We start from the raw sequence: 13,428 nt of genomic DNA, 5'->3' as shown, positions 1-13,428 counted from the left end.
CTCGAAGTGTGCGCCCCTTGCCTGCGGCGGCCCCCGGCCGGATTCAGTCACTGCATGACTTGCATTCGTTGCAGCGCGTGATGTTTGCCGCCGTCAGTCGCCCGCTCTCGGCGCAGGATCGCGCGCAACGCCGCTGGGTTGATGGACGCGCCACGCACGCCGTGGTAAAAACCTTTGCGCGCGACACGGGCCGCTTGTCGGCGCTCGATCGCATCGAAATCTACAACCGCATGTATTGGTTTCGCCTGCTCGATTCCCTCGGCGAAGACTTTCCCGGGCTGAGGATGCATTTGGGTGAAGCGCGATTTCTGCGTCTCGCCCGAGCCTACATCGCAACCCATCCCTCTCGTTCGTTCACTCTGCGCGATCTCGGCCGTCACCTGCCACGCTTCATCGCGGCGCAACCACGCCACACGGCACCGCATACGGCCGCAGCGCGCAATCTTGCAGCGTTCGAGTGGGCGCAGATCGTCGCCTTCGATGCCGCCGCGCGCGCGCCCGTTTCGGTTCGGCGAATGCGCACTGCGGATCCTCTCACGCTCCGCCTCGCCCTGCAACCGTGTCTCACCCTGCTCCGTCTGTCCTTCGCGGTCGACGATTACTTGCTCGCCTTGAAGCAGCACGACTCGGCTTTGCGCACTGCGGCGAGCCAGACAGTGCGTCCCGGCCGCCGCACCGCCAAGGGCCTCGCCGGTCCGCGGCTCCGCGCCGCGACCACGTTCCTCGCCGTGCACCGGTTTCAAAATCAAATATATTTCCGGCGCCTTGCTCCCTCCGAATTCCGCCTCTTGCGCGCGCTGGCAAGAGGTCAGCCGCTTGCTGACGCCTGCGGCGCGGCCTTTCGTTCTTCCCGGACGTGCGCCGAAGAACAAGCCGCCTTGATCCGCGAGTGGTTTGAGCATTGGACGCGCCTCGGCTGGTTGTGCGCGCGGGAATAAATTCCCCGCGTCTTTCTCTATCGTTACCATGCGTCAACCGAACGTGTTCCGCACATGCGGGGAGTGGCTCCAGTCGCCGCTACTTCTCGCGCTCCGCCTTTACTGGGGCATCGGCTTCGTCTTCACCGGATGGGGCAAACTACACCATCTCGACCGCACCGCCGCGTATTTCGGCAGCCTGGGTGTGCCGTGGCCCATGCTGAATGCCGCGGCGGCCGGCGCCACGGAGTTGCTGTGCGGCGCCCTGCTCGCTCTGGGCCTTTTCGCGCGCCCCGCCGCCCTGCCGCTGATTGGCGTCATGAGTGTGGCCTATGCCACTGCCGAACGCGCCTCTGTCACCCGCCTATGGAACGACCCTGACGCCTGTACCTCAGCGACGCCCTTTCTCTTTCTGCTCACGGCCTTGATCGTTCTCGCATTTGGCCCGGGCTTCTTCTCCCTCGACACGTGGTTCGCGCGCCCTTCCGCCTCCACCGCCGCTAAATCCTCCTGACGCGTCCGCTCCCTCCCCTTCCCATGTCTGAGGACGTCTTCACCGCGCTCGTCGACCAGCACTACACCGGTCTCTATCGGTTCGCGCTCAGCCTCGCCCGCAACACCGCGGACGCGTGCGATCTCACGCAGCAAACGTTCTATATTTGGGCGCGCAAGGGCCACAGTCTCCGCGATGTGGCGAAGGTTAAAACGTGGCTCTTCACCACGCTTTATCGCGAATTTCTCCGCGGCCGTCGCCGCGGTGCGCGCGAGACCGCCCTCGAAGACGCTCCGGAGGCCGAACTCAGTGATCAGGATGTCGACCAATTGCGACGCGTCGATGCCGCCGTCGCATGGGAAGCACTCACGCGGGTCGATGAAGTTTTTCGCGCGCCGCTGACGCTGTTTTACCTCGAAGAACTATCCTATCAGGAGATCGCGACGACGCTCAACGTCCCCATCGGCACGGTCATGTCCCGCCTCGCGCGCGGCAAAAGCCAGTTGCGGGCCGCGCTTGCGGATCGTCGCGCCGCCGCGCCCGTCGTCCCCTTTGTTTTGCCGGCTAAAAAGCAGACGCCATGAACAACCAAGACGCCCAATTCCGTCTGCGCGCCTATCGTCCCAGCGGGCAAGACGCGACAGATCCCCTCTTCCGCGAAGCACTGGCGTGCGCCGAACGCGACCCTGTTCTTCGGACGTGGCAAGCCCGTGAGCAAGCATGGGATGCCGCGTTCGCCGAGCACGTTCGCGCCCTCACTCCGCCGCCGGGATTGCGCGATTCGATATTGTCCGGCGCACGGCTTGAGCCCCGCGTTACCTCTTGGCGGTGGCCCGTGATCCTCGCCATCGCTGCCAGCCTCACGCTCCTCGGCGTGTTTTCATGGCATCGCTTTGCACCGTCCGCCGACGCTTTCCTCTTGCCGCAACTCGCGAGTTGGGCCGCGGCAGACGTGCGACGCGGCCATCACATCGGCCTTGCGGACGCCTCGGTGGAATTGCGCGCCGATCTCGCCAATCCCAACTTTCATCTCGCCGCTACACCCACATTTGATTGGGCACGAGTAAAACCCGCTCATTGCCGCACCCTTCGTTTTGCCGGCCGCGACGTCTGGGAGGTGTGCTTCAGCCGCGCCGGCGGCGAATACCATCTTTACGTGTGCGCTCTCGATGGTGGCCCCGCCGATGTTTCCGCGAGTCTCGCACATTTTGCCCGCAACGCCGTCGCCACTTGGTCCGATGCGCGTTATGCGTTTGCCTTGGTCGGCGGAGGCGAGTCCGCCCGTGTCGACGAAGTGCTTTAACGTCGCCCGGCGATCCGCACCATTTCGGCCGGTGCAACGCAACCAGAAGCAACACGTCTCCTTCTCATACCGCGGCATCACCGCCGCTATTTGAAACGTGGTGCCAGGGGCCGGGATTGAACCGGCGACCAAAGGCTTATGAGTCCTCTGCTCTACCACTGAGCTACCCTGGCGAACGAAGCGGGGAAACGTGCAGGGTCCGCCGGGAAAATCCAACTCAAAATTTTCCCCTTCGTTGGTCCACTGCGCGCCTGGCCGCCTTCCGCCACGGAGCGACCATCGCACCTGAACGTTAGCTCCGCGCCGCCCGCTCGCTCGCTCGCCACTGCCGCCGATACGCGGAGGGCGACAACCCTGTCCGCCGCTTAAACAGCTTCGAGAAGTGAAACTCGTCGCAAAAACCGAGCTCCGCCGCGATCTGCTTTAACGGCCGTTCCTCCGCCTGCAACAGTGCCGCAGCCCGATCAATGCGACGCGCCAGCCGATAGCGCGCAGGCGCCTCCCCCATCCCCTCGCTGAATTTTCGACGGAATTGCTCATACGAGAACCCGAAAGCACCCGCGAATCGCTCCCAATCCGGCACGGCGGCCGCGCTTTCCAGCCGGCGACACGCTTCCTGCAGCCAGGCGGGCCGTTGGTCGTGTTCAAATTCGCCACGCGCCGCTGCTCTCATTTCGGCGAGCAGCGCCAGCAATCGTGTCACCTCCACGAGCGCGGCCGCCCCGCCCGTGCTGCCTCCGGTGAGGACGCGCATGATCTTCTTTCGCCACACGTCCACCGGCTCGACGTGCCACACCGGATCTGCCGGATCGAGCAGTCGCTCGCGTCGCCATTGGTCAAACACGGGCCCTTGGAACACCAACCAGACATCGTCCCAAGGCCCGGACGCTCCTGGTTCGTAGAAATGCGCCACTTCGGGAAACAGAAAGAATACGTCCCCGGCCACGACTTCTCGCTTCAGTCCCGTGGCATCGCCGAACTGCGCCCGGCCAGCCAGCACGTAAACCAAGGCGTAGCTGCCCAAGACGCGCATGCTATCCCGTGCGATGCCTCGGTTGAGTCGCGATTGCCCCGCCAGAGTCAACGATCCCAGTCGCGTGGGCGTGCCGGCGGTCGGCAGAGAACGGGTTGTCCACCGTGTGGTCATCGTGAAGGGCTAAACCAAAATACACATGCGCGGCACCAGAACAACCATTCCTTCGCGCTGCCCGTCGTGTTACGGTAACGCCTTCGTTTCTATCGGCGCACGCCACCTTCTTCGATGAACGTTACTTTCCCTCTTCTTTCCTGCGGGCACGAAATCGACTCCTCGCCCGAGGCGTTTGGCGAGATTCGTTCTTCCGCGGACTGTTTGGAACGCCCTGACGAATTGCGTCAACGTCTCGCTGTGGACGGTTACCTTTACGTCCCGGGATTTTTTTCGCGTGATCTCATCCTCGCAGCGCGCGCATCCGTGACCGCGCGCCTGGCGGCGGAAGGCTCGCTCGACCCCGCGTTCCCCGTGATGGACGCGATCGGGCACCCGGACAAAACATCCGGCTACCGCGGCGATTTGGCCGTGGGCAACCCGGAAGTCGCGCGTGTGGTTTACGGCCCGGAGCTCGTGGCCTTTTACACCGCGCTCTTCGGCGAGCCCGTTCGGCATTTCGATTACACATGGTTTCGCGCCATGAGTCGCGGCCAAGGGTCGACGCCTCACTGCGATCTTGTTTACATGGGTCGCGGCACGCACCAACTGCTCACCTGCTGGATCCCTTATGGCGACGTGCCGCTCGAAGTCGGCGGGGTGATGCTCCTCGAAGATTCGCACAAAAAGTCCGAGCGCCTGCGGCACTATCTGGAAATCGACGTCGACTCCTACTGCGAAAACCGCCCCCGCGAAGTGGAACGCGTGAAGAACCAAGGCGGTTGGAGCCATCCCGGATTTCTCACGAAGAACCCCGTGTCCTTGCGCGAAAAATTAGGCGGGCGCTGGCTCACAGCGCCCGAATGGCGAATCGGAGATTTCATCACGTTTGGAATGTCCCTGGTGCATGGCAGTCTCGACAATCAGACCGCTCGGGTCCGCCTGTCATCCGACACTCGCTATCAACGCGCGAGCGAGCCCATCGATGAACGCTGGATCGGCGCGAACCCCATTGCGAACACGCGCGCCGGCAAACGCGGCCGCGTTTGCTGAAGCCACGCGCCACGGGCGCCTTGCCCCACCGAACGCCACTTTCACTCGGGCGGGCGGCCTTCGAGCAATGTGATGTCGTCGAACACGGCATCCGCCGACCGCTCCAGCAACCGGGTGAGATAAAGCTGCTCAGGTCCGACTCGGGCAAGTTGCAGCGCGCGGCGAAAACATTGCGCCGCCGCCTGATCATCACGTCGCCGCCAGTGCAATTCGCCGCGGACCGCATGCAGGAGGTAATGACGTTCGAGTTTCCCGGCCGCCGTTATCGCCGCGATGGCGTCCAACCCCGCTTGCGGCCCGCGTAACTGCGCCAAAGCCACGGCGCGATTGAGCTCGACCACGGGCGACGGCTTCAACCGGTGCAGTTCATCGTAATGTTGAAGAATGCGTGTCCAATCCGTTCCCGCGTAATCGGGCGCCGTGCAGTGGATCGCCGCGATGCCCGCCTGCAGATGATATGCGCTCACCTCCGTGCCCTGCGCCGCGTGCCCGAGGTGCTGCAGCCCGCGGTCGATCATGGCGCCATCCCATTTGGTGCGATCCTGTCCGTCGAGTCGCAGCAGTCCACCTTGCGCATCCACGCGGGCGGGAAAGCGGGCCGCCGTCAACAGCATCAACGCCAGCAACGCGTGGCTGCGCGGGACATCGCCCGCCGGGTGCTGCACCAAGAGTGACATCAGCCGCACCGCTTCCAGGCAAAGATCTTCACGCAAGAGGCGCGGCCCATCCGACGCCTTGTAACCTTCATTGAAAAGTAAATACAACACGCCGAGCACGCCATCGAGCCGTACAGCCAATCCGTCGCCGTGCGGAAGATCGAAGCCAATGCCCGCTTCACGAATTCGTCGCTTCGTCCGCGTGATCTGTTTTTCGATCGCGGCTTCGGTGCTCAGAAACGCTTCCGCAATCTCGGTTGTGCTGAAGCCGCACAAGACTTTCAAAGCGAGCACGACTTGCGCGTCCGACGCCAGAGCGGGATGACAGCAGACGAACATCAACCGCAGAGCGTCGTCGCGGATCGCTCGTTCTTCCATCCCGGGCGAATCCTCCGCCGGCCTCAACTGCTCAAAATGCCGGGCGATATCAGTCTCCTTGCCTGCCGACATCGTGCGGTGGCGCAATGCATCGTGCGCAAGGTTCATCGCTACCCGGGTCACCCATGCTGACGGATTCGGCGGCACTCCGCCCATCGACCACGTGCGCAGCGCCTTGAGCAGCGCCTCTTGGGCCACGTCTTCCACCAACGAAAGGTTCTCCACGCCGAAACGGCGGATTAAAACCCCGTGCAACCGCCCCGTTTCGTGCCGAAAAAAGTGCTCCGCCAATTGCGCCGCCGATGGCGAGACGGTCGGGGCTGTCGCGAACTCACGCATGCCGTCAGCGACTTGCCGTCTGTGCCGCGGGCGCAGCCCTTGTCGTGACGCCGAGATGACAATGCGGCGTGAGTGGCCGGATCTCGATCTTCATGCCGTAGGCCAACCCGGGATGTCGGCGCGCAATTTCCGTCGCTTCCTCAAGCCCGCTGACCATCAGGCGCACGTAGCCACCGACCGCCTCTTTCGCCTCGGGAAACGGACCGTCCGTCACGCGTTCGCCGCCGGCGCCTGACACGACTCGCGTCTCCATTTCCAAGGGCTGGCCTTCGACTGCTTTGCCCGTGGCGAGCAGTTCCTCGAACCAAGCGTTCCATCGGATCACCAGGGCCTGCCGCTCATCGGCCGACAGGCGCTGATGATTCTCAGGCCCGGTGTTGCGGAAAAAAAGCAGATACGGATTCGCGGTCGCAGACTCGGTGTTCATGGGCGGTGGTGGAGAGGACGAGGTGAAGCGTGATCTCTCTACAACGAACGTCCGTGCGGAAAAAGGACAGACTGCGCAGAACTTTCTCCACCATTCTCCGCCCGTTTCCTCTAACCGCCTTTCGTCGTCGCCGGGTCAACGACGAGCCCGCATTGGTCCCTGACCACCTCTCCGCCTATTTTCTTAGCGATGCGCAGAATTTCGCCAATCGAGTGACGCCCTTTTGAATAATTTCATCACTCGTCGCGTAGCTTAAACGCAAATAGCCTTCCGCTCCGAAGGCGCTGCCCGGCACCGCGGCCACCTTTTCCTGATCGAGTAGGCGCGCACAGAAATCGCTGTCGCTCATGCCGAAACTGGAAATATTCGGGAAGAGGTAAAACGCTCCCTGGGCAAGCAGGCAGGTCACGCCGGGGATGTTGTTGAGCTGCGCGTGCAAAAACTTCCGACGGCGGTCGAAGGCTGTCATCATTACCTTGAGCGCGGCCGCGGTCTTTTCCTTCTCCTTCAATGCCGCGAGCGCCCCGTATTGGGCAAACGTCGTCACGTTCGAAGACATCTGGCTCTGCAGGTCGGTCAACGCCTTGGCGATCGGCACCGGCGCGACGGTGGTGCCTATGCGCCATCCCGTCATCGCGTAGGTCTTCGAAAACCCGGCGACCACGATCGTGCGCGCTTTCGCGTCGTCGCTCAACGTCGCCACGCACGTGGGCGTGGTGCCGTCGTAAACGAGATGCTCATACATCTCGTCGGAGAGGATGTAGAGATTATGCTTGGTCGCGACCGCGACGATCGCGGCCAGTTCATCCCGCGTATAGACCGCCCCCGTCGGATTCGACGGGGAGTTGAGAATCACCAGCCGCGTCCGTGGCGTGATTGCCGCTTCGAGTTGAGCCGGGGAAAGTTTGAAGCCCGCCCGGTCATCGCACAGCACGAATTTTGGCGCGGCTCCCGCCAGCTTTACCATCTCCGGATAACTCACCCAAAAAGGCGCCGGCACGATCACCTCGTCGCCGGGCGAGCAGGTCGCCAATACCGCGAGATAGCAGGAGAATTTCCCGCCCGGGGAGACAATGACTTGGTTGGCCGCGATCGTCAGGCCATAGTCGGCCGCATAGCGCTCGACGATGGCTTGGCGCAACGGCTCGATGCCGGGTGTCGGCGCGTATTTCGTCTTTCCTGCCTTCAGCGCCGCGATACAGGCGTCTTTAATGTGTTCTGGCGTGTCGAAATCCGGCTCGCCAGCGGCGAAACCGCACACGTCCTCCCCTGCCGCCTGAAGCATCTTCGCCTTCGCATCGACGGCGAGCGTCGGCGACGGCGCAATATTGCGGGCCCAAGTGGAAAGCGGGAGCGGCGGAGTGCTCATGAATCGCCGAACAAAATTGCGCCCACGATCGAAGGCAATCCCGTTTGCCGTCACAAATCCGCATCCGTCCCGCGCCTCCGCCAGCGGCATGTCGCCGCGTTCGCGCACAAACTTTGCGACCGCAATACCTCTCCGAGGAACGCCGACGTGGCGTTCGCGTTCAGCGACGCTTCTTCGCTGGTGCCTTGCGTGGCCTCACCATCGGCAGCGCTTCCAGCGCTGCCCGCACGAGTTCGCCCAAGCTCGCGCGTTTGCGCCGGGCGGTGCGATTGAGCAACGTGCGCAAGTCGCCGGGCAACCGCACCGAAATCTGTCGATGGGGTTCCCGGACCGGATTGAACGTGTCGAAATCGAACTCGGTGACGGCAAGCCGGACCACTTCACTCACGCTCTTGGGACCGGGCCCATTTGAGCGCACGGCTGACTGGACTTTGTCGATAAGCGTCGCCGGGAGGTCAAAAGTCAGCGGCGCAGGGGTGGAAGCGGATTTCGAGGCCATGATTAGTCGAAGCGGCTGGAGGGCTGAGGACCTATGAGAGCAGGGCTAGAGTCGCTCCATGCGGCAACGAAAAATTTCGGGCGGTATAGAATTGACTGCACTTTTCCACCTCGGATGTTCGTTCCGCCTCCCCGACCCCTGCACTTTCCATGGCCAACGTCGTTATCGATAATCTCGTCAAAATTTACCCCGAAAAGAGCGGCCCTGGCGTTCGCGCGGTTAACAGCGTTAGTCTCAGCGTCGCTGACCGGGAATTCATGGTTCTGGTCGGACCTTCCGGCTGCGGGAAATCCACGACCCTGCGCATGATCGCCGGTCTGGAGGAAATTTCCGGCGGCACGATCGCCATCGACGGCAAAGTCGTGAACAACGTCCTGCCGAAGGATCGCGACATCGCCATGGTGTTTCAGAATTACGCGCTCTACCCGCACATGACGGTGTATGCGAACATGGCGTTCGGCCTGAAGCTGCGGAAGTTTCCCAAAGCCGAAATCGACAGCCGCGTGCGCGACGCCGCCGCCATGCTCGGTCTCGAAAAATATCTCGATCGTAAACCCAAAGCCCTCTCTGGCGGACAACGGCAGCGTGTCGCCGTCGGCCGTGCGATCGTGCGGAAACCGAAGGTTTTTCTCTTCGATGAACCGCTCTCCAACCTCGACGCCAAAATGCGCGTCTCGATGCGCACTGAGATTTCCAAGCTCCACGCCCGCCTCGGAGCCACGATGATCTATGTGACGCATGATCAGGTCGAAGCGATGACGATGGGCGACCGCATTTGCGTGATGAAAGATGGCAATATCATGCAGGTCGCCGAGCCGCTGAACCTTTATAATCATCCCGAGAATATGTTCGTCGCCGGCTTCATCGGCAGTCCGCCGATGAATTTCTTTCACGGCACCATCAAACGCGCCGGCAACCATCTGGCGTTTGTCGAGAAAAACACCAAAGACCAGCCGCTGACGATCGCCCTCAACGAAACGTTGGCCCGACAAGCCGCCCAACACGTGGACAAGCCCATCGTGTTCGGCATCCGCCCTGAGGACGTGCATGACGTCCTGAGTGTGCCGCAAGCCGACCCGTTGCACACCGCCGAGGTCACCGTTGAAGTGTCTGAACCGATGGGCGCGGAAACGTATCTTTACCTCGACACCGGCGCCCACTCTTTCATCGCGCGAGTCCGTCCGACCGATCGCTTCGAGGTGGCGCAGAAGGTGAAGGTCGTGTTCGCCATCGAAAGCGCCCACCTTTTCGATCCGACGACGGAGCAGGTCTTGAAGTAAGTGGTCGCTGCGCCCCCGTCTCTGCCAACGGAAACTCAGAGTCCGTTCGTATCTTGCAGGATCTGCGCGTAGGCCTCCGCCGGCGTTTCCACCACGCGCCAGGCCTTGCGCAACACAGCCTCGTCGACCGCTCGACCGTGCCTGATCAGAAGCGTGCGGACGCCGCACGCATGACCTGCCAGCACGTCGACGTCAGCGTCACCGACAAAGAGCGCGTCGTCCGCCGTCAGCTGCAATTCGTCCACGATCCGCTGCAACCCCTCCGGATCCGGCTTGTGGCTCGGTAGATCATCCCCGCACACACAGGCGCGCAGATAAGGAGCGATGGCGTATTCGCTGAAGAGCCATTGCGCCGATTCGCGTTCGCGGCCCGTCCAGACCGCCATCGCGAGCTCTCGTTGCCGCAAGGTTTGAAAGAGAGATTCCCAGCCGTCGAAGGGTCGGATCAGTTTCCAATGCGTCAGGCTGTAGTCGCGCAACCGCGTCATCGCTTGCGCCGTTTCCGCCGCACCTCGCAGCCAGCCGGCGAAAGTCCGCTCCGGCGGGCCGCCGAGACGGGTGAACAACTCTTCGTCACTCACCGGGCCGCAGAAAGGCGCCACTGCGTGCGCAAACGCTTTCAACACGAGGGGCATGCTGTCGACCAGCGTGCCGTCGAGGTCGAACACGATACCTCGCGTGCGACTTTCCCTATTCACGGTTCGAACCGCACCATCCGCGCTGCCTCAGGCGGAGTAATTTCATCTGCGAGAGCCGCGACGGCGAACAGGCGGGGCGACAGATCCAATCCTAACGCGACCGCCGTGACCTCAAATCGCGTTTTGTCGCGCGTGCCCTCATTGCGCACGTCCACCGCTTTCACCATCCACTGGTCCCCAACCTTCTTCAGTTCGTCCACCAAGATCGACTTCATGGGCCGCCCCTTTTCGTCGAGCAACTCCGCTTCCACCAACGCGGAAAATTGGCTGTCGAGCGAGATCCGCACGGCTGACAACGCGGGGAACTGCTGGGCAAATTCCTTCGGCGGCAACATGCGAAACCGATACGCGGGTCGTCCCCGCACCCGTCCCAAGCCTTCGTAAACGAAATCGTTCCAATAAAGAAACGGCATCTGCAGATCGAACGGAGCCAAGGTCGTTCCCGCAATGGGCTCAAACAAGGCCTGCACCGCCACCTTTGCGGGATCCGGTGCCGTCCGCGTGCTCCGCCAGACCGCGGCATCGGCGCCATTTTGCACGAGCAAACGCGTTTCGTCGTCGTCCTGCAGCGCTACTCGGGAAACGGGCCCAGCGTGGTTACGCGTGCCCCACATCCGCCCGGCGACGCGCTTTTCGGGTCCGCGTCGAGGCATCAATCGCAACGTGAACTCCAAGTAATAGCTCCCTTGAATGCCAGCCGCGCGGAATTGCTCGAGCGCCTTGCGCCCTTCCGCCGGGTCAGGTTGCCCGAAATGACCATACCCGCTCGGCGGCGGGATGCCGCGCGATGCCGGCTGCGCGTGCAAACCGGCCGCTCCGACCGCGAGGAAAACAAAAAACGCCCGCCAAAAAACGGCGGGCGTGAAACGAGGCGATCTCATCGGGCCGGTTACGGCTTCGACGCTTCGGTGGTGGTGGCCGTGCCCGTCGGCGTCGCAAGCGGAGCCGTCGGGGCTTTCACGGGAGTCGTGGCGGCAGGCGCCGCGGTCGGCTTGACCGGCACGGTGATCGTCGGCAGCGCGCCGCTCGCCGCGTGGGCGTGACTGCGGCGGTAAACGTGGCCGAGATAAAGAGCGAAGGTCAGCACGAAAAAGGCGATCGTGGCATTGATCGTCATCTTGGTGAGCACGTTGCTGGTGTCGGCGCCGAACGCCGTTTCCGCCATGCCGCCGCCGATGGCCGCCCCCATGCCGCCGTCTGATTTGGCTTTCTGCGCCAGCACCACGAGGATGAGGAAAAGCGAAACGAGGATCAGGACGAACGTCAAAATACCGATCAAGATGTTCATGGAAACGACAAGGCAATCAGGGCGCGGCGGGGCTTGTCAATGGCGGGTTCCAGCGTGGCCCGCCTCACATTTGCACGCCCAGCTTCTCCAACACCCGCTGCAAATCCTCGTTGCCGTGGTATTCGATCACGATCCGGCCCTTCTTCGGCGCGTGGAAAACCGCCACTCTCGCTCCCAGATGTGACGTGAGCTTCTTCTCCACACTCGCCACCGTCGCGTTGTCCTGCGCGGACATCTTCGGCAAACGCTTGCCGGGCGCCGCCGCTGCCACCCCGGCGGACTTCCGCATTTGCACGACTTTTTCCATCGCGCGCACGCTGAGCCCTTCTTCGATCGCGCGCCGGGCCAGCACCGTCCGTTGGGCAGGATCCTCGATGCTCAACAACACCTTGGCGTGGCCGACGCTCAGCAGGCTCTTCGCCACGAACCCTTGGATTTCCGCATCGAGCGACAACAGGCGCAACGCGTTCGCCACCGAAGCGCGCCCCTTGCCGACCCGCTGCGACGCCGTTTCCTGCGTCAGATCGAAATCGCGGATCAAACTCGCGTAACCGTGCGCTTCTTCGAGCGGGTTCAATCCTTCGCGCTGCAGATTTTCGATCAGCCCGAGCGCGGCCGACGACGCGTTGCTCGCCTCCACGATTCGCGCCGGGATGCTTTTAATTTTGAGCTGTTGGAACGCCCGCCAGCGACGCTCGCCCGCGATCAGCTCATATTTTTCTCCCACCTTGCGCACGACGATCGGCTGCAACAGTCCCTCGGCCCGGATGCTCTCGGCAAGTTCGTTGAGCTGTTCCGGCGGAATCTCGCGCCGTGCCTGGTAGGGGCTCGGCACCACCGCCGTCACCGCAATCTCTTGATAGCCCGGCGCACCCGGCGCCGCCGCGGGCGGAGTGGCAGCGGCGGCGGCCGGAGCGGACGCAGCTGGTTTGCCGGCAGCGATGAGGCTGCCGAGTCCTCGACCGAGTCGAGATTTGGGGGCGGTCGCCATAAAAATTACTTTCCTCCGGGGATGAACAACGTTTGTCCCACATCGATGCGGGATGCATCCGAAAGCTTGTTTGCGTTCACGATATCCGACACACGCGCCCCGGTTTTCTTCGCGATCGAGGCCACGGTGTCGCCTTTTTGCACCGTGTAACTGATGCCCTCCTTGGCGTAGTCGTTCGCAAACGTCGTCTGCACCGGCGGGCGGGTCGCCATTCCTTTTGCGAGCGAGTCGAGCGCCGCATTCGTCTGTTTGGCCAGTTTCTCCATTTGCGTGCCGACCTGCTGGAGCACATCGGCCTTCACTGAGGCATCGCCCGAGCGCAACGTGCGGTTCACGTCCGCGATCGCATCGTTCAACTGACTGAGCGTGACAAAGCCTTTCTCCGCGGACGCCGAACGGCTGCGAAGGTCCGCGTTTTCCCGCTCCAGCTGCTCCACACGCAACTGCAACTCGCCCACGCGCTGACTGAGTCCGCGCACGTCTTCCCGTAAATTCGCGAGCTCGATTTGGGCGTTGGCCGGGCGCGCGGCCAATGCGGCTGCCAGCCCGCAGACCATGAGAATTACGATCCTCCGCAACATCGGCCGAGCTTGCGAAACCCCGTCCGCGAA

The 13,428-nt window shown here is 62.7% G+C and carries 16 protein-coding genes and 1 tRNA gene; 6 read left to right on the top strand and 11 right to left on the bottom strand.

The features are described 5' to 3' along the window. Positions 1 to 8: 8 nt before the first annotated feature. The 4 genes from K0B96_RS08285 to K0B96_RS08270 are packed head-to-tail and all read left to right on the top strand — an operon-like array spanning position 9 to position 2,713. The gene (locus K0B96_RS08285; RefSeq protein ID WP_220165998.1) at positions 9 to 938 is read left to right on the top strand and encodes an HvfC/BufC N-terminal domain-containing protein; all 930 of its coding nucleotides are present in this window, start codon (positions 9 to 11) and stop codon (positions 936 to 938) included. 28 nt (positions 939 to 966) lie between these two features. Next, positions 967 to 1,431: a DoxX family protein gene (locus K0B96_RS08280; RefSeq protein WP_220165996.1), complete on the top strand. Its 465-nt coding sequence runs from the start codon at positions 967 to 969 to the stop codon at positions 1,429 to 1,431. A gap of 23 nt (positions 1,432 to 1,454) precedes the next feature. Continuing rightward, a complete protein-coding gene (locus K0B96_RS08275; protein WP_220165994.1) occupies positions 1,455 to 1,994 on the top strand; it encodes an RNA polymerase sigma factor in 540 nt (179 codons plus the stop codon). Then, positions 1,991 to 2,713 (top strand): hypothetical protein, encoded by a 723-nt coding sequence (locus tag K0B96_RS08270; RefSeq protein ID WP_220165992.1) that lies wholly within the window; start codon positions 1,991 to 1,993, stop codon positions 2,711 to 2,713. Before K0B96_RS08275 ends, K0B96_RS08270 begins: the two co-directional genes overlap by 4 nt. A 98-nt stretch (positions 2,714 to 2,811) precedes the next feature. Here the strand turns inward: K0B96_RS08270 and K0B96_RS08265 are convergent. Next, positions 2,812 to 2,886, bottom strand: a tRNA-Met gene (locus K0B96_RS08265). A 119-nt stretch (positions 2,887 to 3,005) separates the two neighbouring features. Beyond that, entirely contained in the window at positions 3,006 to 3,860 is an 855-nt protein-coding gene (locus tag K0B96_RS08260) for a helix-turn-helix domain-containing protein (protein WP_220165990.1), read from the bottom strand. A 114-nt stretch (positions 3,861 to 3,974) separates the two neighbouring features. Between K0B96_RS08260 and K0B96_RS08255 the strand changes: the two genes are divergently transcribed. Beyond that, on the top strand, positions 3,975 to 4,892 hold the full coding sequence (locus tag K0B96_RS08255; protein ID WP_220165988.1) for a phytanoyl-CoA dioxygenase family protein: 918 nt from the start codon (positions 3,975 to 3,977) through the stop codon (positions 4,890 to 4,892). 41 nt (positions 4,893 to 4,933) lie between these two features. Here the strand turns inward: K0B96_RS08255 and K0B96_RS08250 are convergent, their stop codons facing one another. From K0B96_RS08250 to K0B96_RS08235, 4 genes are all read right to left on the bottom strand, one after another. Next, positions 4,934 to 6,265: an RNA polymerase sigma factor gene (locus K0B96_RS08250; RefSeq protein ID WP_220165986.1), complete on the bottom strand. Its 1,332-nt coding sequence runs from the start codon at positions 6,263 to 6,265 to the stop codon at positions 4,934 to 4,936. A 4-nt stretch (positions 6,266 to 6,269) separates the two neighbouring features. Then, on the bottom strand, positions 6,270 to 6,692 hold the full coding sequence (locus K0B96_RS08245; RefSeq protein WP_220165984.1) for a YciI family protein: 423 nt from the start codon (positions 6,690 to 6,692) through the stop codon (positions 6,270 to 6,272). A 175-nt stretch (positions 6,693 to 6,867) separates the two neighbouring features. Beyond that, a complete protein-coding gene (locus K0B96_RS08240; RefSeq protein ID WP_220165982.1) occupies positions 6,868 to 8,061 on the bottom strand; it encodes a pyridoxal phosphate-dependent aminotransferase in 1,194 nt (397 codons plus the stop codon). Between the two features lie 160 nt (positions 8,062 to 8,221). After that, the gene (locus K0B96_RS08235; protein WP_220165980.1) at positions 8,222 to 8,560 is read right to left on the bottom strand and encodes a CopG family transcriptional regulator; all 339 of its coding nucleotides are present in this window, start codon (positions 8,558 to 8,560) and stop codon (positions 8,222 to 8,224) included. A gap of 149 nt (positions 8,561 to 8,709) precedes the next feature. Here K0B96_RS08235 and K0B96_RS08230 point away from each other — a divergent pair, with 149 nt between their 5' ends. After that, the gene (locus K0B96_RS08230; protein ID WP_220165978.1) at positions 8,710 to 9,840 is read left to right on the top strand and encodes an ABC transporter ATP-binding protein; all 1,131 of its coding nucleotides are present in this window, start codon (positions 8,710 to 8,712) and stop codon (positions 9,838 to 9,840) included. Between the two features lie 35 nt (positions 9,841 to 9,875). Here the strand turns inward: K0B96_RS08230 and K0B96_RS08225 are convergent, their stop codons facing one another. From K0B96_RS08225 to K0B96_RS08205, 5 genes are all read right to left on the bottom strand, one after another. Beyond that, positions 9,876 to 10,508, bottom strand: coding sequence for an HAD family hydrolase (locus tag K0B96_RS08225; RefSeq protein ID WP_220165976.1), 633 nt, complete (start codon positions 10,506 to 10,508; stop codon positions 9,876 to 9,878). Positions 10,509 to 10,534: 26 nt separating this feature from the next. After that, on the bottom strand, positions 10,535 to 11,419 hold the full coding sequence (locus K0B96_RS08220) for an outer membrane lipoprotein-sorting protein (RefSeq protein ID WP_220165974.1): 885 nt from the start codon (positions 11,417 to 11,419) through the stop codon (positions 10,535 to 10,537). Between the two features lie 8 nt (positions 11,420 to 11,427). Continuing rightward, positions 11,428 to 11,826, bottom strand: a complete 399-nt coding sequence (gene secG / locus K0B96_RS08215; RefSeq protein ID WP_220165972.1) for a preprotein translocase subunit SecG — start codon at positions 11,824 to 11,826, stop codon at positions 11,428 to 11,430. A gap of 64 nt (positions 11,827 to 11,890) precedes the next feature. Next, entirely contained in the window at positions 11,891 to 12,817 is a 927-nt protein-coding gene (locus K0B96_RS08210; RefSeq protein WP_220165970.1) for a ParB/RepB/Spo0J family partition protein, read from the bottom strand. 5 nt (positions 12,818 to 12,822) lie between these two features. Further along, on the bottom strand, positions 12,823 to 13,374 hold the full coding sequence (locus tag K0B96_RS08205; protein WP_255558906.1) for a LysM peptidoglycan-binding domain-containing protein: 552 nt from the start codon (positions 13,372 to 13,374) through the stop codon (positions 12,823 to 12,825). Positions 13,375 to 13,428: the final 54 nt, after the last annotated feature.

Origin of the sequence: Horticoccus luteus, from assembly GCF_019464535.1 — a bacterium.
In the GTDB taxonomy this organism is placed as follows: Bacteria; Verrucomicrobiota; Verrucomicrobiia; order Opitutales; family Opitutaceae; genus Horticoccus; species Horticoccus luteus.
Note: the sequence above shows the minus strand (reverse complement) of the source record. Positions and strands in the feature narration are given on the sequence as shown.

Excerpts from the sequence above, each read along its gene's own strand:
- K0B96_RS08260 (WP_220165990.1), bottom strand. The coding sequence starts at position 3,860 with ATGACCACACGGTGGACAACCCGTTCTCTGCCGACCGCCGGCACGCCC.
- K0B96_RS08275 (WP_220165994.1), top strand. The coding sequence starts at position 1,455 with ATGTCTGAGGACGTCTTCACCGCGCTCGTCGACCAGCACTACACCGGT.
- K0B96_RS08280 (WP_220165996.1), top strand. The coding sequence starts at position 967 with ATGCGTCAACCGAACGTGTTCCGCACATGCGGGGAGTGGCTCCAGTCG.
- K0B96_RS08235 (WP_220165980.1), bottom strand. The coding sequence starts at position 8,560 with ATGGCCTCGAAATCCGCTTCCACCCCTGCGCCGCTGACTTTTGACCTC.
- K0B96_RS08240 (WP_220165982.1), bottom strand. The coding sequence starts at position 8,061 with ATGAGCACTCCGCCGCTCCCGCTTTCCACTTGGGCCCGCAATATTGCG.
- K0B96_RS08245 (WP_220165984.1), bottom strand. The coding sequence starts at position 6,692 with ATGAACACCGAGTCTGCGACCGCGAATCCGTATCTGCTTTTTTTCCGC.
- K0B96_RS08205 (WP_255558906.1), bottom strand. The coding sequence starts at position 13,374 with ATGGTCTGCGGGCTGGCAGCCGCATTGGCCGCGCGCCCGGCCAACGCC.
- K0B96_RS08220 (WP_220165974.1), bottom strand. The coding sequence starts at position 11,419 with ATGAGATCGCCTCGTTTCACGCCCGCCGTTTTTTGGCGGGCGTTTTTT.
- secG (WP_220165972.1), bottom strand. The coding sequence starts at position 11,826 with ATGAACATCTTGATCGGTATTTTGACGTTCGTCCTGATCCTCGTTTCG.
- K0B96_RS08250 (WP_220165986.1), bottom strand. The coding sequence starts at position 6,265 with ATGCGTGAGTTCGCGACAGCCCCGACCGTCTCGCCATCGGCGGCGCAA.
- K0B96_RS08270 (WP_220165992.1), top strand. The coding sequence starts at position 1,991 with ATGAACAACCAAGACGCCCAATTCCGTCTGCGCGCCTATCGTCCCAGC.
- K0B96_RS08210 (WP_220165970.1), bottom strand. The coding sequence starts at position 12,817 with ATGGCGACCGCCCCCAAATCTCGACTCGGTCGAGGACTCGGCAGCCTC.
- K0B96_RS08255 (WP_220165988.1), top strand. The coding sequence starts at position 3,975 with ATGAACGTTACTTTCCCTCTTCTTTCCTGCGGGCACGAAATCGACTCC.
- K0B96_RS08230 (WP_220165978.1), top strand. The coding sequence starts at position 8,710 with ATGGCCAACGTCGTTATCGATAATCTCGTCAAAATTTACCCCGAAAAG.